We start from the raw sequence: 22,489 nt of genomic DNA, 5'->3' as shown, positions 1-22,489 counted from the left end.
CAGATAACCGCCGCCGTTGTGCGCCATCGAAGCGATTAAGCGCCGGACCGCCGAACCTCGGGATATGCAACACCTCATCATCCGTGGGGACCCCGGGATCCGCCGGGACGCGGTGATCGACTACGAGGGTGAGGAGCTGGTGTGTTTCTCCGTCACTCGGCAGGGCGACTGGCACGGCCCCGACGAGCCCCAGCTCTGGTGTACCGTCGGCACCGAGGACGAGCGCGAAACCTACGCCAAACGCGAGTACGTCTCCCACTGGCTCGACGTGGAGACGATCGACGCCGAGGCGGTCGACGTGATCAAGGCGTCGGGCGACCTCGCGGTCTGACCGGCCAGCCGCCGTCGCGGCCCCGCGGATTTCTGTGACCCGCCGCTCGCCGAGCGACGGAACCGTGTCGACGAGAGCGATCCCCGGTCACAGCAGCCCGTCGAGCTCGTCGTTGTCGAACGCGGCGCTCGGATCCTCCCGAGCGCGTTCTTCCTCGTCCGTCTCCTCCGCGGCCTGCCTGGCGCGCTCGAGGAACCGCTGGACGCGGTCCGACCGCTCGACGCCCGCCAGCAACACGATCGACGCGAGCCGGTCGGAGTCGAGCGGGAAGTCGCCGCCGCGGACCTCCATGCTCCCCGTCTCGTCTTCCAGCCAGCGGCGGGACTTCTCGACGCCCTTCCGCGGGATCCGGTCGGGGCCCCCCGCGACGGCCAGCAGCGCGGCGTCCGCGGTCGTCGCCTCGGGCAGGCTCAGACCGGTCATCACGGATTTCCTCGTCGTGCTGATGACGATGTTGAGGTTCTCCTCCGGGTCCTCGGCGGCCGGGGCGTCGGCGTAGCCCACGGCCGCGACGCCGCCCGCACGCAGGGTGTTTATCACTTCGCTGGCGTCGACCACGGACTCCCCGACGCCCTGCGTCGCCTCGCCCGCCGCGAGCAGGAGCCCCACGCGCTTCGCGAGCTTGCGGTTGAGCGCGTCGTACCCCTCGGTGACGCTCTCGCCGCTCGCGCGCCACGCGTCGTTGGCGAGCAGTATCGTCGCGTCGGCCTCCCGGAGCGTCGTCTTCAGCGAGCGCCCGGCGTTCACCTGATACAGCGCCCCCTCGTCGCGGCCGGGGAGGACGCCGAGCGCATAGATCGGCACGTCGTACACGCGCTGCAGCTCCCGGATCAGGACGGGCGCGCCGCCCGAACCCGTCCCGCCGCCGAGTCCGGCGACGACGAAGACGGCTTCCGCCTCGGAGGTGATGAGCGACGAGAGCGTGCCCAGCACCTCCCCGGCGTCGGCCTGCATCACCTCGGCGCCGAGCTCGTTGTCGCCGCCGACGCCGTGGCCGCTCACGCGGTCCTGTCCGATCAGCACCGTTTCCAGTGGGAGGGGGTCGAGGTCCGCCGCGGCGGTGTTGACGGCGACCGCGTCCACCACCGCGCCGAACCCCATCTCGGCGTCGAACTCGGCGAGGGCGGTCGCGATCTTCCCCCCGGCCTGGCCGACGCCGACGAGGACGGTCTTCATGAGGAGCACTGTCGCCGCGCCGACCATCAACGTTTCCCCGCCCCGGCCGGCGCCCCTACCGTCGACCATATCCCACCTCCATCCCCGACGCTTAAACCGGATACCGAGCCATCCGGCGCATGCACGACGGAGACGCCGACGCGGAGTCGACTCGCCCCGAGAGCATGTCGGAGCCGGCCGTCTCGTCCGAGGGCCCGGAACGGGATGCTCGCAGCGACACCACGGCTGCGGCGGCGCTCGCGGAGCGTGTCGCCGCCCTCGAACGCGCGGTCGCCGAACGGGAGTCGCCGCGGGCCCGAGGTACGGATTCGCCGGCCGAGACGGGCGATCCTCTCTCCGACGAGACCGTTACCCGACTCGAAGAGCTCGACGACCGCTTCGCAGCACTTCACGAACGCCTCGACGAACTGGATGCTGCGGTACAGGCGCTTCGAGGATACGCAGGCGGGGTTCGGGCAGTCAACGAGGAGGTGGAGCGACGGGCCGACCTCGCACTCGCGACCGCTCGGTCGGGAGTGTCCGGAGAGCCGGGAGAGGAGACACGCGGCGAACCCGCGGTCGATCCCCCCGAGGAGGAGGCAACCCGTGGACCGCGACCGACCGAGGACCGCCCCATCGACGCGGCGCTCCCGGACCAGCCGGCGGTCGCGGCCGCGGTCCCGGACACGGCTGAGGCGGACGCCGCCGACGGTCCGAGCGACGGCGGCGACCGGACCGACGGGCTCGCTCCGGGGGTCGTCGACCGACTGCGCGACGCCCTGTGATCCGCGCGGTCCTCGCGGCGGCGACGGCGGTCGCGCTGCTGGCCGCGGCGGGGCCGGCGCTGGCGGACGCGCGTGCCGAGACCACCGCGGACCGGATCGCGACCGCCGGCGAGCGGCTGGACCGGGCCGCGGCCGACCTCGCGGCGGACTCGGCCGCTGCCCGACCCGGCGAACCGGCGGCACGGCGGACGGTCCGCGTTAGTGTCCCGGCCGGGTTCGACGCCGCCCCGGTCGCGTTCGCCGGAATCGGCCCGCGGTCCGCGTTCCGTGGTTCGTCCGGCGGTTCGGCGGGATCCGGGGCGGACGCAGGGACGGGCTCCAGCCCGGGCTCCGACCCAGGCATCGCGACGCGGGCCGGCTCCGAGCGCGGCGTGCGACAGGACGACGCCGAGGGCGATCCGACGGCGCTCGGATACCGAATCCGCGAGCGGCCGACCCGGACGATTCCGATCCCGAGCGTGACGACGGCCGGCGGGAGTGTGGTCGAACTCGACCGGGGGACGACCCGGATTCGGCTTCGATACGTTCGCCTCGAAGGGAGACCCTCGGTCGTCCTGTCGCGACCTCATTCTTAAATCGGAAGCGGAGACCAACCGGCGCATGGATCTGATCGACCGCGTCCGAACCGGTGCTCTCGCCGTGCGCGACCGCGTTCGGGACGGTGACGCGGCCGCGTCCCGCTGCGAGTGCGAAGCGTCGTTCACGGAGCCGTCCGGAACCGCGGTCGCCGATCGGACGGTACTGACCGTCGACGCCGACGGCTGTCACGGCGCCGGTCGGCTGGCCGAGCGGCCTGCGTGCCGCCGTACGGTGATCGCGGCGCTGACGAACCGCGACGCGAACGCAGTCAGCGTGAGGTGTCGTGGCCTCGAGCGTCGATACGCCGGACGCGCCGCGGCCTTCCTGGTCGCGGCTGGCCGGTTCCGGGAACGCGTTCGGTTCCACGAGGACCGGCTGGCCGATCGCGCCGCGACCGACCCGCTGGGAGCGGCCACCGAGGCAGTCGGCCGCGCCGGCGCCCCCGCACGCGCGGTCGCCGAAACCGGTCTCGCTGCGATCGCCGAGGAAGCGGCCGGGTACGACGACCTTCTGCGCCCCTTCGTCGGGCCGACCGTCGGGACCGCGCGCGTCGCCGCGCGACTCCCGACCGGAGCGATGCTCCGCGACCGATGGGAGACCGGAACCGGCGCAACCGTCCGGATCTACGACGGCGACGGGCCCTTGCGAACGTATCATCTGACCCCGCCGTCGGCCGAGCTCGAAGACGACGCTCTCGCAACGCTCGCTGACGCGCGGGAGCGCTTGCTCGGGAACGGACACGCCGGGGAACGCGCGCCGGGTCGGGCCGTACGTGCCGTCGCGGACGCCGACGATCCGGTCGAGGAGATCGCGGACGTGCTGTGCAAGCACGCGCGCGGCTTCGGAGTCCTCTCCGACGTGTTCGCGGACGACCACGTCAGCGACGCCTTCCTCGCGCCCCCCGTCTCCGAGACGCCCCTCCGCGTGGTCGTCGACGGCGAGCGGCTGACCACGAACGTACGCGTGCCGCCTGCCGGCGCCGCGACGCTCGCCTCGCGGCTCCGACGCGCGAGCGGCGACGGCTTCTCGCGGGCGGCGCCGACCCTCGACGCGACGCTCGACACCGAGGGCGGCCCCGTCCGCGTGGCGGCGACGACCGACCCCGCGAGCGACGGGCTCGGGTTCGCGTTCCGGCGCGGCGGCGAGGACGCGTGGACGCTCCCCGGGCTGGTCGACGCCGGTACGTTGACGGCGCGAGCCGCCGGCCTGCTCTCGGTCGCGACGGAGCGCGGCGTGGCGGCGCTCGTGGCGGGGGGCCGCGGTGCCGGAAAAACGACGACGCTCGGCGCGCTGCTCTGGGAGCTCCCGTCGACCGAGCGCGTCGTGCTCGTCGAGGACACGCCGGAGCTCCCGGCCGCCTCGCTTCGCGGGGCCGACCGCGACGTCCAGCGACTCAACACCGACCCCGGAGCGGGCGCGGCGCCGACGCCGTCCGAAGCGGTCCGAACGGCACTCAGGCTCGGTGACGGAGCGCTCGTCGTCGGCGAAGTCCGGGGGGAGGAGGCGGCGGCGCTGTACGAGGCGATGCGGGTCGGCGCCGGCGGCGACGCCGTTCTCGGAACGATCCACGGCTCGTCGGGTCCCGAGGTGCGCGAGCGCGTCGTCGAGGATCTCGGCGTGGCGCCTTCCGCCTTCGCCAGCACGGACCTCCTGGTCACGCTCGCCGACCACGAAGTCACCGAGATAAGCGAGGTGTGCGGCGGTCGCGACGACACGGGGGCGGAAGGGGCCGGCTGCGTACGGTTCGAGCCGCTGTTCGAGCGGGGAACGGACGGGCTCGCGCCGACCGGCCGGATCGACCGCGGAGAGAGCCGCCTCGTCGCGGGGCTCGCGGCGTCGACGGAGCGCTACGCCGACGTGCTTCGTCGCGTCGACGCCAGGACGACCGCCCTGCGAACGCTCGTCGACGAGGACCGGACGCGCCCCCGCGACGTGGCCGCGGCCGTGGCCGACCGTGAGCGGGCGTGCGGGACCGGATCGTCAGTCGACACGGGGGCGACCGAATGAGCGACGGCGCGGACCGTCCCTGGACGGACGAGCCAAGCGAGGAACTCCGGCGAGCGCTCGCGTTCCGCGACCGGGACGAGGACGCGGAGGCGGTGCTGACCCGCGGCTACCGGCGCGGCGCCGTCGTCGGAGCGCTGTGCGGAGCGGCCGGCGTCGCGTTGTCGTCCCTCGGCGTGCTTCCCGGCGGGAGCGTCCGATCCGTCGCCGTCCCGGCGCTGCTCTCCGTCGCGGGCGCGCTCGCGGTCGTCCACGTCTCCCACCGTCTTCCCGTCTGGCTGGCGGGCGTGGCGCGGACCCGCGCCCTCGGTGCGGCGCCCGGACTGGTGGGACGTGCGGTGCTCCGAATGCGGATCGAACCGTCGCTGGAGCGGGCGGTCGCGTTCGCCGGCGGAGCGGACGGGGGACCGCTCGCCGCGAGCCTCCGCGGTCACGCCCGGCGAGCGCGGGGGCGCCCCGACGCCGGACTGTGTGCGTTCGCGAACGAGTGGACCCCGTGGTTCCCCGCGCTGGAGCGCGCCACGACGCTGTTGCGGGCGGCGGCGACCGCCCCGTCGGAGCGTCGCGACCGCTGTCTGGACCGCGCGCTCGACGCCGTGGTGGCCGGCGCGGACGACCGCATGGCGGCGTTCGTCGGCGACGTTCGTGGCCCGGTCTCGGGGATCTACGCGTTCGGCGTCCTGCTCCCCCTCGCACTCGTCGCGCTGCTGCCCGCTGCGAGCGCCGCCGGCGTCCCGGTCGGCGCCGCGACCATGGCAACCGTCTACGTCGTCCTGCTGCCGTCGGCCCTCTGTGCCGCCGGCGGCTGGCTCCTGCTTCGGCGTCCGGTGGCATTCCCGCCCCCGCGCGTTACCACAGACCATCCCGACGTCTCGGATCGGGATTTCGCCTCCCTCGGAGCGGGTGTGGTCGCCGGAATCGTGGGGGGCGTCGTCGCCGGGGCCGTCGTCGCCGAGTGGGCCGTTCCGGTCGCCGTGGTCGGCGCGGGGGTGGGGACGGCGCTGTTCGTCGCCGCGCGCCCCCGTCGGCGCGTACTGGAACGCGTTCGTGATCTGGAGGCCGGCCTCGCGGACGCGATGACCGTGGTCGGCGGACACGTCGCGGAGGGGGTCGCGGTCGAACGCGCGGTCGCTCGGGCGGGAGAGTCGGTCGCCGGACCGACGGGCGAGGCGTTCGCCGACGCGGCGGCGCGTGGGCGGACGCTCCGTATCGGGGTCCGGGAGTCATTCCTCGGCGAGGGCGGCCCGCTGGCCGCGGTCCCGAGCGCGCGAGCCCGCGGGGTCGCGGCGCTGCTCGCGCTCGCCGCCCGGGAGGGACGACCGGCCGGTGACGTGCTGCTCGAACTCGCCGATCAGCTCGATGACCTTCGCGGGCTCGAACGCGAGGCGACGAGGCGGCTCGCGACCGTCACGCGCACGCTCTCGAACACCGCGGCGCTGTTCGGACCGCTGGTCGGCGGCGCGACCGTCGCCCTCGCGGCCGGACTGGTCGGGGACACCGGCACGACCGTTCCGACACTTGGTGCCGAAACGGGCGGGCTCGAGGCTTCGGGTGTTCCCGGTTCGTCCGGAGCCACGGGAGCGAAAGCCGGGGAGGGGGGCGTACCGGGGGCCGAAAACGCGCTGTCCGTCGCCGTTCTCGGCCGCATCGTCGGCGCGTACGTCCTCCTGCTCTCGGTCGTTCTGACGACGATCGCCACCGTCCTGGAACGCGGTGCGAGCGCGACGCTCGTCGCGTACCGGGTCGGGATCGCGCTTCCGACCGCGACCGCGACGTATCTGGCTGCGTTCGTCGGGGCCGGGTTGCTGCTGTGACCGCCCGCACGTTTAAGCCACAGACCGAGCCCAACCCGGGCCATGTTCGAGGTCCCACTCGACGGACTGTACGCGTGGGTCGGCGTCGCCGCGCTCAGCGTCGCGGTACTGGGCGTGGCGTCCGCGCTTCCCAGCGCCCCGGCGCCCGACGCCGCCGGCGCCGCGGCGACGGTCGACGCCGTCGCGGGCGGCGACTACCCGGCCACCGGCGAGCACGGAATCGCGGCGGAGCGCATCCGGATCACTCCCGAGCGCATCGTCCTCGACGGCGAGGGTGGCACGGCGAGCGCCGGGTTTCGTCGGGGGGCGGTGACGCCGGTCCGGGGGAACGGCCGACTGGCGCGCGTCCTTCGCGGCGCCCCGCCCTCGGCCGTCTTCGATTCCTCGGGGGCGTTCGCGGCCGCGGCGCGGAACGCGCGCGAGACCGAACCGGAATGGCGCACGGCGTCCGATCGGCTCCGAATCCGGCGGGTTCACTGGGGGGACGTGCATGTCACGCTTGTCGGATAGGGGGTGGGCCGACCCCGTCGCGGCGCTCGTCGCGCTGGCGGCCGTCGGCGCCGGAATGGCGGTGTACGTTGGCGTTCTGCATGGAGTCGACGACGCGGGGAGCGGTGGTCGCCCCGCCGACATCCTCGACCGTGTTCACGACGCGACGGCCGACGGCGGAGTCGCGAGGCCCGCGAACCTGACGGTCCCCGACGGTGTGGTCGGGGAACACCGGGCGGTTCGTGCGCGTCTGTCGGCAGGGGAACGGCGATGGACCGCCGGCGATCCGCGACCACCGGAAGGAGGCGCACCGACGCACACCGCTCAGCGGTCGGTTCCGGTCCGGACCGCTCCGGGAGAGAACAGCCCCGGAACGCTCCGCGTGGTGGTGTGGACGTGACGAGCACCGTCCTCGACGTGACGGTCTTTCTGCTGTGTCTGTCGGCCGGCGTCGGCGTGCTCGCGAGCGGGGGAGCGGTCGACGGCGGGAACCGCGCCGCGTCCCCGGGCGCCGTGGCGGTCGCGGACGTGGTCGCCGGGACGACCGCGTCCGTCGAGTATCGGACCGCACCGCGTGGCGAGGCCACGTCCGACGCCGACGCGAGCGGCGAGAAGCGGTCCGCCACGCACCACGCAACGCTGGCCGAACTGATCGCCCGCGGTGCGATGATCGAGGCGGACGGGACGCGTGTGGGGGCGGGCGACTACCCGGAAGCGGTCCGGGAGGTCGTTCGAGAGGTCCTCCGCGACCTGCGTGGTGGCCGGATCCGGTTGAGTGCGTTCCGCTCCCCCGAGGGAACCGTCCGGTCCCCGTTCGTCGTCGGTGAGAAGCCGCCGCCGAACGTCGACGTTGACGTGGCCGTCGTCACCGCTCCGGGGGATCGGAGATCGAGAGAGCGTGACGCGAGCACCGACCGGACGGCGGTCGCCGCCGCGAGTCATGGGCGCGACGGTGACACAGCGGCTCGTGGCGGCATCGAGGCCCCCGGACGCGTCCGGATCGTCGTGGAGGTGTGGTGAGTTGCGCCGTCCGTCGACGGTCAGGATCGCCGCCGACGACCGGGGGCGCGTCCCGTTCGCGCTGATCGGCGTTCTGCTGCTCGTATCGAGCGTCGCGTACGCCGGCGCCCTCCAGCAGCAGGGGCGGGTCTCGGTCGACGACGGCGTGGAGCGCGCGGTGGAACGCGCGGCGACGGACGCGACGCCCGCGGTGCGCGCCGGCGTCGCCGACGCGGCCCGCGACGCCGCGGCGGAGCCGGTCACCGCGGTACCGGCCGCCGACGGAGCGAACGGGAGCGCCGTCCCGGCGGTCAGGCCGGGTTCCCCGTTCACCGACGCGTTGCGGATCCGGATCGCTATCGAGGTCTCTCGGTCCCTTCCCGCGACCGAACGGCGCGTCGGCGACGTCCGAGCCGTCAGCGAGGTTCCGGCCGTTCGGGACGAGGACGACCTCGTCGCGGCCCGCGAGCGCGTGTCGGTCTCGCCGGTCGCGAACGGGACCGCTCTCCGAGCGACGGTGCGGAACGTCACGACGACCGCGACCCGGAACGGCCGGACCGTCACGCGGCGGACGCGGAACGTGACCGTGGTCGTCCCCGTGCCAGTGTTCGCGGCCCACGAACGGACGGAACGGTTCGAGGAACGGCTGAACCGCGGAGCGCTCGAGGGGCCCGGACTCGGGCGGCAGCTCACGGCTCGGCTGTACCCCGTCACCTGGGCGCGCGGCTACGCACAGCACGGCGGCGCCCCGGTTCAGAACGTGCTCGCGAACCGGCACGTCGAGCTCTCGACGAACGCCGGCATCGTCCGCGTTCAGCGCAACGTCTTCGGAGGAACGGACCCCCGGGCGGAGGCCGGCGTTCGCCGCGCAACGGCGCGCACCGGGGTCGCGGACCTGCTCGCGCCGACGGAACTCGACGAGGAGGAGTGGAGCCGGACGGTCGTCGGTGAGTCGACGACCGGTTCGGAACGCGAGGTCGGGGACGGGACCGACGGCGACCGGGTCTCCGACAGGTTGGAGGGAGCGAACAGGACGCGCACCGTCGAAGTGGGCGCGGTCGCGGACGCGGCGCTCCTGTCGACCGTCTCGGAACGCGACGCGATCGCTCGGGACGCATATCGTGCGCGCGCGGTGCTCCGTGCCGACGCCACACTCCGGGCGGACACGACGACGAGCAACGGTCCGACGGCGGGCGAACCGCCCGCCGGAAACTGGACGCTGACGGACGTCGAGCGGGAGCGGACGGTCACTGTCGTCGAGGCGGGCGACGGCGCGGGGGCATCGATCGCCTCGAGCGACTTCGGCACCGCGCGCCGTGTCGTCAGAACGGTCGACGAGACGACACGGACGTGGACGAACGGGACGGCAACCCGGACCGGCCGGGAGGTCCGGACGCGGGAACACCGGGTCGATATCCGCGTCGAGGGAACGTACGCTCCGACTGCCGGAGCGCCGGAGCGTCCCACGGCCCCGACGTTCGAGCGGGGCGGGGCGCTCGACGGACCGAACCTGGCGGACGTACCCGCAACCGCGAGGGCGGACCTGTCGGCCGCGACCGACGACGAGCTCTCGCGGATCGCTCGCCGGGCCGTCGTCGACGGCGGGGTCGACCGCGAGACGGTGGTCGTCGGAGAGCGACCGGACCGGCTCGCGACGCACGTCGAGGCTGACCTCGCGGAGCTCCACCGCGAGGTCAGCAAGCTGTCGACGACCGTCTCGATGCGGGAGGTCGCCGCCGGCGAGGCCGACCCGTACGGGGGGCTGGCGGCGACCCTCCGGGAGCGGCGGGCGGAGCTCGTCGACGCTCCGGCGACGTACGACGGCGCCGCGGACCGCGCCCGCGTCGCTGCCCGCGCGGCGTACGTGGATGGGGTCATCGCCGCACTCGAGCGGCGTTCGACCGCGGACGACGAGGTGTCGGCTGCCGTCGCGGACGCCGCGGGCGACGGCGCGACCCTCGACACCGGTGCGCTCGGCGCGTACCTCGACGCGCGGGCCGCGGCCGAGCGCGGTGTCCGCCGGTCGATCGGCGACGGCGGACCCGGCGGAGGCGTCGGACTCGCTCCGCGCGGATCGCCCGGGTATCTCCCCCGGACCGCGGTCGACGGCGCCGCCGTCGAGGGCGTCGCCGCGGGCGCGCGGACGAGGCCGCTCGCGACGCGGAACCGGAACCTCGTCACGCTGCCGTACGCGGGCGCCGCGTCCGGTATCGTGGACCGTCTCCTCGGAGCGGACGAGACCGTTCCGCTGTCCTCCGCCGGCCGAGCGCTCGTCGGGACCGACCGGGCGCTCGCGGGCACCGAGAACGAAACGCTTCGCAACGAGCGGGACGGCCTCGCGGACTCGGTCGACAGGTCGACCGACGCCGTGGAAGCCGCGGCCGATCGCGTGCTGCGTCGGCAGACGGAGCTCTCGCGGTCCGAACGCGCGGAGAGCCTGCGGAGCGCTCGGCGGCAGTGGGGCTCGACCGGCGAGCTCGCCGTCGCGATGGGGACCGGCGACTACGCCGAGACGGTCGCCGCCGAGGCGGCGGCGCGGGGAAGTTTCGGCCCGGCGGATCAGGAAGTCCTGGCCGCGCGTCTGGGAAGGACCATCGTGGCGACTGCGAACGAGGGGCCAGCGACGGTGTCCGCCGCGGAGGTGAACCGGTCCGCGCCGGTGCTCCGAGCGGTCGCTCGGGACGAACTGGAGTCGAGGGTCGAGGCGGAGCTCCGACGCGGCGCGGACGCGGCCGCGGACCACTGGGCGCCGGAGGCGATCAGGGCGGTTCCCGCGGGCGCTCCGGTGCTCCCGACGCCGACGCACTGGTACGCCACGGTCAACGTCTGGACGGTGGAGGTCTCCGGCGCGTATCCGCGGTTCGCCGTGGCGGCGCCGCGGACCGGTCCGCCCGACGGGGAGTTCGAGTACGTCCGGGAGGCCGGGACCGCAACGGTCGAACTCGCGGGCGGGCCCGTGACGCTCGGTCGGACGGAGCAGGTGCGGTTCGAGACCGGGACGGTCGTCGTGGTCGCGGTCCCGCCCGGACCGCCGGGGGTCGGCGACGTGGACGGCACGCGCGACGAGACTTCCGCCGGGTGGCCGTGTCCCGAAACGACGCCGGATTCATTCGGCGGAACCGCACGCGAAGCGTCCTGTGTCCGGTGACCGCAGTCGTTTTCCCGGCCGCGCGCCGAGGGCGGGTATGTTCACCGACGTGCCCGCGGAGACCGACTCGGAGCCGGGACCGCTACTCGAGGGGTACGAGACGCTGGTGCTCGAGGCGGCCGCTGAGGCCGGGGTCGACGCGATCGTGGATGCGACGTCGCTCGACCGGTCGAGCGCCGAGATGCTGGTCGACGGCGAGGTCCCCGAAATCGCGGTCGAGGACGCCGCCGCCGTGATCGCGCTCGTCGACGACCGCGACGCGAACGCGCTGGTGTTCGAGCTCAGAGACGACCTGCTGATGGGGATGACGACGGCGGTGCTCGACGTCGACACCATCGCGGGCGCCATCGACGCCGACCTCACCGGACAGGAGGTCCAGCAGGCGCTGGAGGGACGCACGCGGATGACGCTGACGCAGTTGGCACAGATACAGAGCGTGATCGAGGGGCGGAAACCCTGATGCGCGTCGTCGTCGTCGGCTGCGGCTACGTCGGGATCGAGCTCGGTCGCCAGCTCCGCGATCCCGACGCCGTCGGCGATCCGGGGGGGACAGAACACCGGGTCTGTGGCGTCCGCCGGTCCGACGAGGGGCTGACGGCCGTCGAGGCGGCCGGGCTGGAACCGGTTCGGGCGGACGTCGCGGACCCGGCGTCGCTATCGGCGCTCCCGGACGCGGACGCGGTCGTGTTCGCGGCGAGTTCGGGCGGCCGCGGCGCGGACGCCGCGCGACGCGTGTACGTCGACGGGCTCGCCAACGTGATCGACGAGTACGCCGAGCGCGAGCGTCCGCCGGACCGGCTTATCTACACCTCGTCGACGGGCGTCTACGGCGATCACGACGGCGGCTGGGTCGACGAGACGACGCCGCTGGATCCGACGACCGAGAAGACCCGGGTGCTGACGGAGGCCGAGCGCGTGGCGCGCGGGCGGGCCGCCGACGCGGGCATCGACGGGACGGTCGTCCGCTTCGCCGGACTCTACGGCCCGGGCCGGTACCGGCTGGAGCGCTACCTCGACGGCCCCGTGACCGCGGGGTATCTGAACATGATCCACCGCGACGACGCCGCCGGAGCGGTCCGGTTTCTGCTCGAGAACGACCTCGCGCGCGACGACGCGGTGCTGGCCGTCGACGACGAACCGGTCGACAAGCACGCGTTCGCGGACTGGCTCGCGGACGCCTGCGGCGTCGAGCGCCCGGCGAAGCGATCGAAGTCGGAGCGGCTGTCCGCGGGGAACCTATCCGAGGCGGCGAAGCGGCGGATCCGCACGAGCAAGCGGTGCTCGAACGACCGGCTCCGCGAGCTCGGGTACGACTACCGATACCCGACGTTTCGTGAGGGATACCGCGACGCGGTCGACGCGTGCCGTGCCGAGCGTGGCGGTCCGTAGCCGGGGGGCGGCCGACGCGGCCGTGGCGGACATGTCCCGCGTGTGATGAGTGCCGGGAACTACTTGTGTCGGCGGTGGGTGCGAACGGACGATGTGGGTGCAAGGACGGACGGACGCCCTGCGAGCGGCCGAGGGGTTCGTCCGGGAGAACCCGGAGCTGGCGCTCGCGACAGCGCTCGCGGCGTTCGTCGTCGCGGCCAGCACGTACGCGTTCCTGCGACTGCGTCGCCCCGCGGGCGTCACGTTCCGGCGGCTGATCGAAGGTCGCGAGGAGGTCGCGGTCCTGATGCACCCGAACCCGGACCCCGACGCCATGGCGGCCGCGGTCGGCGTCGCCTCGCTGGCGGACCAGCTCGGCGTGGACGCGACCGTCCAGTACCCGGGCCAGATCCGCCATCAGGAGAACCGCGCGTTCCGGACCGTCCTCGACCTGGAGCTCGACCGGATCGACCACGTCAGCGACCTCGCGGCGGAGTCCGTCGTCCTCGTCGACCACAACGAGCCGCGCGGGTTCGCGGGCGCGGACGGCGTCCTCCCGCTCGCGGTCGTCGACCACCACCCCGGTGACGGCGCGGGCGAGGAGTTCACCGACGTGCGGACGGACTACGGTGCGACCGCCTCCATCGTCGCCGAGTACTTCGACGACATCGACGCCGAACCGGTACCGCCGGACATGCACGCCTCCGAGCGCGGCGGCGAGTACGTCCTCTCGACCGACGCCGCGACGGGCCTTCTGTACGGCATCCTCGCCGACACCAAACACCTCACCGTCGGCGCGAGCGAGGCCGACTTCGCGGCCGCCGGCTACGTCTACCCGGGCGTCGACCAGGACCGGCTCGACCGGATCGCCAACCCCGCGGTCGACGCCGAGGTGCTGGAGGTGAAAGCGCGCGCCATCGCCGGCCGGCAGGTACAGGGCTCGTTCGCCGTCGCGGACGTGGGCAGCGTCAACAACGTCGACGCCGTTCCGCAGGCGGCCGACGAGCTGATCCAGCTGGAGGGGGTCACCGCGGTGGTGGTGATCGGCGAGCGCGACGGGACGCTCCACCTCTCGGGACGGTCCCGTGACGACCGCGTCCACATGGGCAAGGCCATCGAGTCGGCGCTCGAGGAGGTCCCCAACGGCGACGGCGGCGGCCACGCCCGTATGGGGGGCGGCACGGTCACGCCGACGGTGGACCCGACCGGGGAGGAAGAGGAGCTTTCGATCGACCGTGACGAGCTGTGTGAGGCCCTGTTCCGGGCGATGACGGGCGACGTCTGACCGCGGAGACGCGCGGCGGGCTCGCCCAGCACCGGGGCTTCCCGCTCGCCGCTTTCCGGCGCGGCCTCACAGGAGTGCCAGCGCGGGGAAGGCCTGCGTCGCGGCGTCGTAGAGGAAGTAGACGCCGAAGCCGGCGAGCACGGCCGCCGAGCCGACCGCGACGAGGGGCGCGAGCCGCTCCATGCGACGCTCCGCGGCGACGAGCGCGGCCGGGAACCCCGTGACCCAGAGCCCGATCCCGGCGAAGAAACCGACGATCAGCGCCGGGGAGCCGGTCGTCACCACGAACGCGCCCGCGAGGTCGGCGCCGACGACCGGGAGCGGTTCAAGCACGTCCAGCGTCCCCGGCCGGAGCAGTCCGACGCCGACCGTGAGCCAGAACAGCACCTGATAGGGGTTCGTCAGCGCGAGGACGAACGCCTTGCGGAACCCCTTCCCCTCGGCCAGCATCGGGTCGTCGCCGGCCGTGGGTCTGAAGGAGGCGCGCGCCCCCCGGGCGGCGCCGTACGCGAAGTAGATCATCAGGACGCCGCCGACCGCGACCATCGCGGCCCGCAGCGTCGGCAGGCGCTCGACGAACGCGACGACGCCGAGGTACGCCAGCACGAAGAAGACGCCGTCGGCCGTCGCGGCGCCGAGGCCGGCGCGCGCGCCCGCGGTCCAGCCCCGCAACACGGCCTCCTCGGCGATGACGGCGTTCATCGGTCCGGGCGGCGCCGCGAGCGCGAGCCCGAAGACGACGCCGGCGGTCAGCGTGACCAACTCGTTCACGCTCCGGGGAACCCCTGCGACGGTGAAAAAGGCGACGGACGGGGCCAGCGACGCCGTTTTCGGATGTTCCGATCCGGCGCGTGATCACCGGATCGGCGCATCGATGAGGGAAGGTGGCCGCCGGTCCGGAGCGGCGGTGCGGCCGCGGCCGCACCGCCCTGGATGCCGCATCGCAGTCACGCGGTCGCCTCGACCGGCCGCACGCGGATGGACCGCGCGACGGACTCCGGGAGACTCTGATCGCCCGCGGGCGAGCGGACGGTCACCATCCCGAAGGGGGCGACATCGACGACCTCAAGCTCGTTGCCCGGCACGATGCCGGCGTCCGCGAGGTAGTCGAGCTCGTCCTCGTCGCGGTCGGAGACGCGGGCGACGACGACCGTTTCGCCCTCCTCGCAGGCGTGGAGCCGGACGGCGTCGTCCTCCTCGACCGGCTCCAGGTCGGCGCCCGGGATGGGGTCGCCGTGGGGGTCGACCTCCGGGTCGCCGAGCGTCTCCGCGACGCGACGCTCGAACTCCTCGGAGATGTGGTGTTCGAGTCGGTCGGCCTCCGCGTGGACCTCGCTCCAGTCGTAGTCGAGTCGCTCCGCGAGGAACGCCTCGATGAGCCGGTGGTGGCGGACCACCTCGAGCGCCACCGCCTCACCCTCGGGCGTCAGCTCGACGCCGGTGTACGGCTCGCGGTCGACCAGTTCCCGGTCCTCCAGCTTCCCGAGCATGTCGGTGACCGTCGGCGGGGTCTTCCCGAGGTAGTCGGCGACCGCGGAGGTGGAGACGGGCGGCCCCTCCTCGGTCTGGAGGACGTAGATGGCCTTCAGGTAGTCCTCCATCACGTCGCTCAGCATCGTCCGAGAGTAGCGGACTCCCGCGGAAATAGCTACCGGAGACGAGGGTGGGGAAGCCGAACCGGCAACGGCGTGTGGGTGGCCAATCCTTACGGCGTCGGCGCGGGAGGGTCGGCCATGAGCGATCCCGACGGCGGCTTCGGCGACAGCGACGATTCCGACGACGACGGCCCGAGCTATCCGGTTGCGCGCTACCTCGGCATCGACGCGGTCGAGTCCCCGACGTTCACCGCGGACGGGGACCTGCTGTATCTGGCCGATACGACCGGCTCGCCGGACGTGTGGCGGGCGAGCGACCCCGCGAGGCTCGGGGCGGACGGCGACGCGGCGACCACCGAGCGCCTGACCGGCACCGACGAGCGCGTCTCCTTCGTGGACGCGTCGCCGACGCGCCCGGAGGCGGTGTTCGGCATGGACCGCGGGAGCGACGAGCGCGACCAGCTGTTCCTGTACGACCTCGCGGCCGGAGAGATAACCGACCTCACCGACGACCCCGACTCGATCCACGCCTGGGGCGGCTGGGCGCCCGACGGCGACCGGTTCGCGTACGCCGCCAACCGCCGCCAGTCGGACACCTTCGACGTCCACGTCCAGCGCCGCGACGAGACCGCCGCCGACAGCGAGGTCGTTCACGAGGGGGAGGGTGGCTTCCTCTCGGTGGCCGCGTGGGGGCCGGAGGGGGACCGCCTGGCGCTGATCGACGCCCGCGCGTCCTTCGCGCAGGACCTGTTCGTCCTCGACCTGCCGAGCGGCGAGACGACGCAGGTGAACGCGGACGACGACGCCCGCTACGAGTCCCCGGCCTTCGGCGCCGACGGGGGGCTCTACGCCCTGACGAACCAGCCCGGCGACCACCTCGTCCTCGGGCGCTTCTCCGCCGCGGCGGTCGCGGGCGATGCGGACCGCGACGACCGCGCGGCCGCGCTATCCGAGGAGGGGTCGGGGGACCCGGCGTTCGACACGGTCGCCGCCCGCGAGGGCTGGAACGTCGACGGCTACGCCCTCGACCGCGACTCCGGCCGGGTCGCGTACACGGCCAACGTCGACGGCTACTCCGAGCTCGTGATCGGCGAACTGGAGGGGCCGACCGCCTTTTCGCCCCTCGCGACGCCCGACGTCGCCGCCGACTGCGCGGACCCGGGGGTCGTCTCCGCGCTCGCGTGGGACGGCGACGGCGAGCGGCTCGCCGCGGTCCACGCCGCCAGCGACCGGCCGTACCGCGCGGTCGTCGTTGACGCCGCTGCCGACCTGCTCGTGGACCTAGACGGCGAACCGGCCCCCGAGGTGGCCGCGCCCGCGGACCACGGGACGCTCGGCATCCCCCCAGAGGCCTTCCTCGCGCCCGAGATCGTGCGCTACGAGACCTTCGACGGTCGGGAGATCCCGGCCTACTGGACGCTCCCGCCGGGCGTCGAGAGGGGCGAGGCGGCCGAGGTGCCCGTCATCGTCGACATCCACGGCGGGCCGGAACACCAGCGCCGGCCGTGGTTCTACCCGACGAAGCAGTTCTTCCTCCGGCAGGGGTACGCGGTGCTGGAGCCGAACGTCCGGGGCTCCTCCGGCTACGGGAAGGCGTACACGCACCTCGACGACCGCGAGAGGCGCCTCGACTCGGTGGAGGACGTGAAGGAGGCCGTCGCGTGGCTCGCCGAGCGACCGGAGGTCGACGACGACCGGGTCGTGGCGTACGGGCGCTCCTACGGCGGCTTCATGGTGCTGTCGGCGATCACCGAGTACCCGGACCTGTGGGCGGCCGCGGTCGACTTCGTCGGCATCGCCGACTTCGAGACGTTCCTCGAGAACACCGGCGAGTGGCGGCGCTCGCACCGCGAGCAGGAGTACGGCGCGTTGGAGAACACGGAGCTGCTGGAGCGGATCAGCCCCATCCACCGCGTCGACCGCATCGACTGCCCGCTGTTCGTGCAACACGGCGCGAACGACCCGCGGGTCCCCGTCGGCGAGGCCGAACAGATCGCGGAGGCGGTCGCGGACCGCGGGATCCCCGTCGAGACGTGCGTCTTCGAGGACGAGGGCCACCACACCACCAGCCGCGAGAACCGGATCGAACAGTTCGAGCGCATCGCGGCGTTCCTCGACGAGCACGTCGGGAACGCCCGATAGCGTTCCACGGCCACATGTAGAGTCCCCTCGGCGTCGTGCCACCGTCACACGGACGCTTAAGTAGGATGCCGGCAACAACCGCCGTATGGACAGACCCACACCGCAACTCGGCACGCAGAACGACACGCTCGTCCCGCGGATCCTCGCGTTTCTGGTGGACAGCCTTATCGTCGGGATCGCGGCCACGGTGCTGGTCGTCGTCGTCGGCCTCGTGAGCGAGAGCCTCGCGGGCGTCGTCGGCGGGCTCGCCGGACTCGGCGCGCTCGCGTACTTCATCTACCTCGAGGGGACCTACGGGCAGACCCTCGGCAAGCGCGTCCTCGGGATCGTCGTCGTCACCGAGGACGGCGGGGACTGCGACCTGAAGGCGGCCGCGATCCGCAACCTGCTGCGGATCGTGGACGCGCTGCCGTTCCTGTACCTGATCGGCATCGTCCTGATCTTCGTCACCGACGACGGCCAGCGGCTCGGCGACATCTTGGGGAACACCGTCGTCGTGCGGACGCAGTAGGCCGTCGCCGTCCGCGCTCGGGGACGCGCCCGACTCAGCGCTCGGGGACGCGCCCGACCGTCACGTCGAACGGGACCACCTCGACGCGCTCGTACTCGCCCGCCTGCATCTCGCCGACCACGTCGCGGCCCATCGCCCGCCAGCGACGGCGGAGGTCGGCGTACTCCTCGGTCGACAGCGACGCCTCCAGTTCGCGGCGGTGGTCCGCCAGCCCCGCCCCGCTGGCCTTCCGCGCGGCCGCCTCCATCGCCACCGGGGAGTAGGGCGGTTCGACGCGCTTCTCGTGGTGATAGCGCCGGACCGACACGTCCTCGAGTCCCGCGGCCGCGAACTGTCGGCGGACGCGGTCGCCCAGCGCGACGTCGGTATCCACGCCGGCGAGGTACGCCTCGCGGGCCTCCCGCTCCAGTCGCTCCTCGGCGTCGACCGTCGAGGAGACCCCCACTTCGGCGTTGTTCGGCTCGACTGCGGCGACCAGTTCCGAGGAGACGCGGGCGAACTCCCGCACCGCCGCGCGCGGCTCCGGGAGGTTGATCAACAGCGCCTGACAGACCACGAGGTCGAAAGCGTCGTCCGGGAACGGGAGCCGGGCCGCGTCGCCCGCGAGGTAGGGGATCGAGTCCGACTCCCCCTCGGGGTCGGCCGCGCGCGCGGCCTCGAGGAGGTCCGTGTCGGCGTCGACGCCCATTACGGTCGCGTCCGCGGGCGCCTCGGCGGCGAGGACGCGCGTTAGCTCTCCGGTGCCGCACCCGACGTCGAGGACGCGCCGTCGGTCCGCAAGGTCGAGATCGGCGAGCGCCGCGCGCCCGTCCGCCCACATCCCCTCGCGGGTGCGTTCGAGGTAGTCGGCGCTGAACCGTCGCACGGTCGCGGCTTGTGCGGCGGGGCGAATAAGGGTCGCGGCTCGGTCAGGCGTCCGACTCCCGGTCGGGCTCCATCGCGGTTCGCCGCGCGTCGACGAGCAGCGCGACGGTGACGCCGGCACAGTAGCCCAGGAACGCGCGCAGAAGGCCAATGTACGCGACCGATCCCGCGAACGCGAACCCGAGCGTCACGCCGGGAGTACCGCCTGCGAGAACGTCGAGCACGCCCACGGCGGCGGTCAGAACCGCGACGGAGGCGCCCGGAACGACCCCGACCGAGAGACAGGCCGGGGCGCCGAATCGGGCGTAGCCGCCGCCGAGCGCGATCAGGCCGGGGGCGGCGAACAGCACCACCGACAGGAGGTCCTGTCGCAACAGCGTCGTGACCGGTGCGCCGGGCGAGACGGTCCCCGCGAACGCCGCGCCCACGAGCGCCGTCATCGTGATCGCCGCGTAGGTGGCGACGAGCGAGACGCTCTTGGAGGGTCTGTCGCCGAACAGTAGCGCCTCGGTGGTGACCACACGTGTCCCCACGGGCCGGGGGGACAAAAAGGAACGCCGCGGCGACGGGACTGCTTCGCCTCAGCGCCACTCGTACTTCGCGACGGCTCGGTCCGCCCGCGTGGAAATGCCGTGCGGGTTCCGCGCCGGACTTCGGTCTCGGCGTCGCGCCACGGCGCCGTCGGAGGCGCCGGTCGCGATCCCGGCCAACACGTCGCGACCGTTGCCGATCCAGCCGGACGGGGTCGCCCTGCCGCCGAACACGTCCCGAGCGACCGAGAGGGAGTCGCTCGCGGCGTGGCTGAGGGTGCGGCGCAGCACCGTCGGGCGGACGCCGTAGTTCTTCACGAGTCGGTAGGCGAGCGCGCGGTACTTCCATCCCCAGTCGCGGCCGTCGCGGCCGCCATCGACCGCGGTCGGGGCGGCGGGCTCGTGGGTGACGGCCAGGTCGGGGTCGAACGCGACCTCGTGGTCCATTCCTGCGAGGCGGTGGGCTGCGTCCCGCGAGCCGCCGGTTTCGAGGTACTCGTCGAACCCGTCGAGGTCGTCGAGGACGCCGCGACGGAAGGCGACGTTTCCGCCCTCGACGTACGTCACCTCGCGACCGGCGATGGTGCGGCGTTCGGGCCCCACGTCCGCGGTCTCGGAAGGCGCGTCCTCGCCGTCGCCGGCTTCGCGAACCGGTCCCGTCACCACGGCAGCGCGGTCGAGCCCCTCCCGGAGCGCGTCCAGCCACCCCGTCTCGACCCGGTGGTCGAAGTCGACGAGCGCGACCGCGTCGCCCCCGGCCACTTCGATGCCGGCGTTGCGGGCGACGTTGACCGACCGGTCCGAGAGTTCGACGAGCACGTCCACGTCCTCTCGGTCCCGGACCATCCCGGTGGTTCCGTCCGCGGAGGGGCCGTTGACGACGACCACCTCCGCGTCGGGGGCGACCCTCGAGAGCGCGTCGAGACAGTCGCCGAGCCGATCCCGACCGTTCAGAGTCGGGACCACCACCGAGAGCTTCATACCCGGGTCTCTTGCGCCGGACGGTTAAAAGGCCCCCGTGACAGCCGGGAAGCGGCCGTCGATCGGGCGAGGAGAACAGCGTTCGCTTCCGGTGTCGTCTGGGCGGGGGGATAGCGTCCCCTCCGGGCCTGGTCAGGACGGGGAGCAGTCGCCGGGGACAGCTACTTGGTCAGGTAGTAGACCTGCTTGCGAGCGTCCTTGAAGCTGTAGCGCGAGGCGACGAGCTCGGACTCCTCGAGGCGGTTCAGGGCGTAGCGGACCGTCCGGTCGGGCAGCAGCGATTCGTCGGCGAGTTGCCCCTGCGAGAGCGGCGAGTCGCTCTCAAGCACCTTCGCGACGAGTTTGGCGCTCGGGGGGAGTTCGCGAAGGCGCTCGCGGAACTCGCTCTCCGAAAGGGTCTCCTGGCTGTGAGCCTCTGCGGGACTAGTGCTCATACCCGCAGAAAGCGGATCGTGCGTGGTAAAGGTTAGCTACATATGGGGGATACCGATACGGACAATATAAGGTGATTATATCATACTTTACGATCCTGAACGATCGGGCGCGGCGCGACCGTCGACCGCCCCCGATCCGTCGGTCCCGGTCGGAGCCGGGACGGACGGCCGCGCCCGCAGTCGGTCGGCATCCAGTACGGTTTTGTCGTTCGGGCGTGGAACGATGTGAACGTGAAAGGACAGGAATGGTACCAGGCCGACGACGTCGCCAAGGAGTACGACGACGTCCGGTTCGGCGACGGCGGGCGGGTCATCGACCGCCGCGAGAAGGAGGCGGTGCTCTCCGCGGTCGGTCCCGTCGAGGGCAAGCGCGTACTCGAAGTAGCGTGCGGGACGGGACGATTCACGACGATGCTGGCGGACCAGGGCGCCGACATCGTCGGACTCGACATCTCGCGCGAGATGCTCGAACAGGGACGCCGCAAGGTGCAGGAGTCCGGCCTCTCCGACCGCGTGGAGTTCATGCGCGGCGACGCCTCACGGCTCCCGTTCCCGGACGACCACTTCGACTCGGTGGTCGCGATGCGCTTTTTCCACCTGATGGACGAGCCGGCGCCGTTTCTCCGCGAACTCCGGCGCGTCTCGAAGGATCAGGTCTTCTTCGACACGTTCAATCGGCGTAGTGCGAGGGTGCTGTACACGTGGCTGCTGCCGATGGGGTCGCGGCTCTACTCCGAGGACGACGTGGTCTCGATGCTGTCGGCCGCGGATCTCCGACTCGCCGGCGAGGCGCACGACTTCGTGCTCCCGTACGGCTTCTACCGCAACCTCCCCGGGTGGGTAGCGCGGGCGTTCCGCGCGGTCGACGAGACGGTCGGTCGCACGGTCCCCGGCGACTACGTCGCGTCGGTCTCCTACTGGGACGCGCGGGTTCCCGAGAAGCCGACCGACGCGGACGGCGATACGGCGACCGATGCGGACGACGACCGCGCGGACGCCGCCCCCGACACCGAGTAGCTCAGACTCCCTCCTCGACGATCTCGCCCACGGCGAAGTTCGACTTCACCTCCGTCACTTCGACCTTGACGCGCTCGCCGACCTCGCCGCCGGGGACGATGATCACGTAGCCCCGCTCGACGCGGGCGATACCGTCGCCCTGCTTGCCGATGTCCTCGATCTCGACGTAGCGCATCTCGCCGGGTTCGACCGGGGGCTGTGGGCCGCCGGCGTCGCCGGTCGCTGCACCCTCGTCGGCGCCGGAGCCGCCGGCGCCTCCCTCGCCGGTCCGGGAAATGAGCGCGACGCGGTAGGTCTCGCCGGGTTCGACCGACCCGGTCTCGACCTCGCGGCGGGGGACGTCGAGCACGTAGTCGTCCCCGTTCTCCCGCACTTCGGCGCTGAACAGACAGAGGAGTTCGTCCGAAATTTCCATATGTAGACTCCACCCGGAGGCTTGCGATGGACACTAATAGTTG

The 22,489-nt window shown here is 73.0% G+C and carries 23 protein-coding genes; 15 read left to right on the top strand and 8 right to left on the bottom strand.

What is annotated here, in order from left to right:
* Window positions 1-64: 64 nt before the first annotated feature.
* Window positions 65-331, top strand: coding sequence for an HAH_0734 family protein (locus ACZ432_RS10115; RefSeq protein ID WP_426962423.1), 267 nt, complete (start codon window positions 65-67; stop codon window positions 329-331).
* Between the two features lie 87 nt (window positions 332-418).
* Here the strand turns inward: ACZ432_RS10115 and ACZ432_RS10110 are convergent, their stop codons facing one another.
* The gene (locus tag ACZ432_RS10110; protein WP_426962424.1) at window positions 419-1,507 is read right to left on the bottom strand and encodes a tubulin/FtsZ family protein; all 1,089 of its coding nucleotides are present in this window, start codon (window positions 1,505-1,507) and stop codon (window positions 419-421) included.
* Between the two features lie 119 nt (window positions 1,508-1,626).
* Between ACZ432_RS10110 and ACZ432_RS10105 the strand changes: the two genes are divergently transcribed.
* The 11 genes from ACZ432_RS10105 to ACZ432_RS10055 all read left to right on the top strand — a co-directional run bounded on the left by ACZ432_RS10105 (window position 1,627) and on the right by ACZ432_RS10055 (window position 13,957).
* Window positions 1,627-2,271 carry a DUF7310 family coiled-coil domain-containing protein gene (locus ACZ432_RS10105; protein WP_426962425.1) on the top strand — a complete coding sequence of 215 codons (645 nt, stop codon included), beginning with the start codon at window positions 1,627-1,629 and terminating at the stop codon, window positions 2,269-2,271.
* Complete coding sequence (locus tag ACZ432_RS10100) at window positions 2,268-2,846, top strand: DUF7311 family protein (protein WP_426962426.1); 579 nt, start codon at window positions 2,268-2,270, stop codon at window positions 2,844-2,846. The genes ACZ432_RS10105 and ACZ432_RS10100 overlap by 4 nt, the downstream gene beginning before the upstream one ends.
* Before the next feature lie 25 nt (window positions 2,847-2,871).
* Window positions 2,872-4,857: an ATPase, T2SS/T4P/T4SS family gene (locus ACZ432_RS10095; protein WP_426962427.1), complete on the top strand. Its 1,986-nt coding sequence runs from the start codon at window positions 2,872-2,874 to the stop codon at window positions 4,855-4,857.
* Window positions 4,854-6,668, top strand: coding sequence for a type II secretion system protein (locus ACZ432_RS10090; protein ID WP_426962428.1), 1,815 nt, complete (start codon window positions 4,854-4,856; stop codon window positions 6,666-6,668). The genes ACZ432_RS10095 and ACZ432_RS10090 overlap by 4 nt, the downstream gene beginning before the upstream one ends.
* Window positions 6,669-6,710: 42 nt before the next feature.
* Window positions 6,711-7,178, top strand: a complete 468-nt coding sequence (locus ACZ432_RS10085) for a DUF7283 family protein (protein ID WP_426962429.1) — start codon at window positions 6,711-6,713, stop codon at window positions 7,176-7,178.
* Window positions 7,159-7,557, top strand: a complete 399-nt coding sequence (locus tag ACZ432_RS10080; protein ID WP_426962430.1) for a DUF7285 family protein — start codon at window positions 7,159-7,161, stop codon at window positions 7,555-7,557. Before ACZ432_RS10085 ends, ACZ432_RS10080 begins: the two co-directional genes overlap by 20 nt.
* Window positions 7,554-8,177 (top strand): DUF7284 family protein, encoded by a 624-nt coding sequence (locus ACZ432_RS10075; RefSeq protein WP_426962431.1) that lies wholly within the window; start codon window positions 7,554-7,556, stop codon window positions 8,175-8,177. Before ACZ432_RS10080 ends, ACZ432_RS10075 begins: the two co-directional genes overlap by 4 nt.
* A complete protein-coding gene (locus ACZ432_RS10070; RefSeq protein ID WP_464378852.1) occupies window positions 8,098-11,304 on the top strand; it encodes a DUF7286 family protein in 3,207 nt (1,068 codons plus the stop codon). Before ACZ432_RS10075 ends, ACZ432_RS10070 begins: the two co-directional genes overlap by 80 nt.
* A gap of 37 nt (window positions 11,305-11,341) precedes the next feature.
* Window positions 11,342-11,764: a DUF5791 family protein gene (locus ACZ432_RS10065; protein WP_426962433.1), complete on the top strand. Its 423-nt coding sequence runs from the start codon at window positions 11,342-11,344 to the stop codon at window positions 11,762-11,764.
* Window positions 11,764-12,693 (top strand): NAD-dependent epimerase/dehydratase family protein, encoded by a 930-nt coding sequence (locus tag ACZ432_RS10060; protein ID WP_426962434.1) that lies wholly within the window; start codon window positions 11,764-11,766, stop codon window positions 12,691-12,693. The genes ACZ432_RS10065 and ACZ432_RS10060 overlap by 1 nt, the downstream gene beginning before the upstream one ends.
* A gap of 91 nt (window positions 12,694-12,784) precedes the next feature.
* Window positions 12,785-13,957, top strand: coding sequence for a DHH family phosphoesterase (locus ACZ432_RS10055; protein WP_426962435.1), 1,173 nt, complete (start codon window positions 12,785-12,787; stop codon window positions 13,955-13,957).
* 66 nt (window positions 13,958-14,023) lie between these two features.
* Here ACZ432_RS10055 and ACZ432_RS10050 read toward each other — a convergent pair whose 3' ends face one another.
* Window positions 14,024-14,728: a LysE family translocator gene (locus ACZ432_RS10050; protein ID WP_426962436.1), complete on the bottom strand. Its 705-nt coding sequence runs from the start codon at window positions 14,726-14,728 to the stop codon at window positions 14,024-14,026.
* Between the two features lie 176 nt (window positions 14,729-14,904).
* Window positions 14,905-15,573 (bottom strand): metal-dependent transcriptional regulator, encoded by a 669-nt coding sequence (locus ACZ432_RS10045; RefSeq protein WP_426962437.1) that lies wholly within the window; start codon window positions 15,571-15,573, stop codon window positions 14,905-14,907.
* Window positions 15,574-15,690: 117 nt separating this feature from the next.
* On the opposite strand from ACZ432_RS10045, the gene ACZ432_RS10040 reads away from it, so the two are divergent.
* Together ACZ432_RS10040 and ACZ432_RS10035 are read left to right on the top strand one after the other, a co-directional pair.
* Window positions 15,691-17,694, top strand: coding sequence for a S9 family peptidase (locus ACZ432_RS10040; protein WP_426962438.1), 2,004 nt, complete (start codon window positions 15,691-15,693; stop codon window positions 17,692-17,694).
* 85 nt (window positions 17,695-17,779) lie between these two features.
* Window positions 17,780-18,205: an RDD family protein gene (locus ACZ432_RS10035; RefSeq protein ID WP_426962439.1), complete on the top strand. Its 426-nt coding sequence runs from the start codon at window positions 17,780-17,782 to the stop codon at window positions 18,203-18,205.
* A gap of 34 nt (window positions 18,206-18,239) precedes the next feature.
* Here ACZ432_RS10035 and ACZ432_RS10030 read toward each other — a convergent pair whose 3' ends face one another.
* The 4 genes from ACZ432_RS10030 to ACZ432_RS10015 form a co-directional block, all read right to left on the bottom strand.
* Window positions 18,240-19,070, bottom strand: a complete 831-nt coding sequence (locus ACZ432_RS10030) for a class I SAM-dependent methyltransferase (protein ID WP_426962440.1) — start codon at window positions 19,068-19,070, stop codon at window positions 18,240-18,242.
* A 43-nt stretch (window positions 19,071-19,113) separates the two neighbouring features.
* A complete protein-coding gene (locus tag ACZ432_RS10025; protein WP_426962441.1) occupies window positions 19,114-19,590 on the bottom strand; it encodes a hypothetical protein in 477 nt (158 codons plus the stop codon).
* A 60-nt stretch (window positions 19,591-19,650) separates the two neighbouring features.
* Complete coding sequence (locus ACZ432_RS10020; RefSeq protein ID WP_426962442.1) at window positions 19,651-20,580, bottom strand: glycosyltransferase family 2 protein; 930 nt, start codon at window positions 20,578-20,580, stop codon at window positions 19,651-19,653.
* 161 nt (window positions 20,581-20,741) lie between these two features.
* Window positions 20,742-21,014, bottom strand: coding sequence for a helix-turn-helix domain-containing protein (locus ACZ432_RS10015; protein ID WP_058367206.1), 273 nt, complete (start codon window positions 21,012-21,014; stop codon window positions 20,742-20,744).
* A 231-nt stretch (window positions 21,015-21,245) separates the two neighbouring features.
* Between ACZ432_RS10015 and ACZ432_RS10010 the strand changes: the two genes are divergently transcribed.
* On the top strand, window positions 21,246-22,031 hold the full coding sequence (locus ACZ432_RS10010; RefSeq protein ID WP_426962443.1) for a class I SAM-dependent methyltransferase: 786 nt from the start codon (window positions 21,246-21,248) through the stop codon (window positions 22,029-22,031).
* 1 nt (window position 22,032) lies between these two features.
* On the opposite strand, the gene ACZ432_RS10005 is transcribed toward ACZ432_RS10010, so the two are convergent.
* On the bottom strand, window positions 22,033-22,446 hold the full coding sequence (locus tag ACZ432_RS10005) for a TRAM domain-containing protein (RefSeq protein ID WP_426962444.1): 414 nt from the start codon (window positions 22,444-22,446) through the stop codon (window positions 22,033-22,035).
* Window positions 22,447-22,489 lie beyond the last annotated feature (43 nt).

It is taken from the genome of Haloparvum alkalitolerans (assembly GCF_055381565.1).
This window is presented reverse-complemented; position numbering and strand designations above follow the sequence as displayed.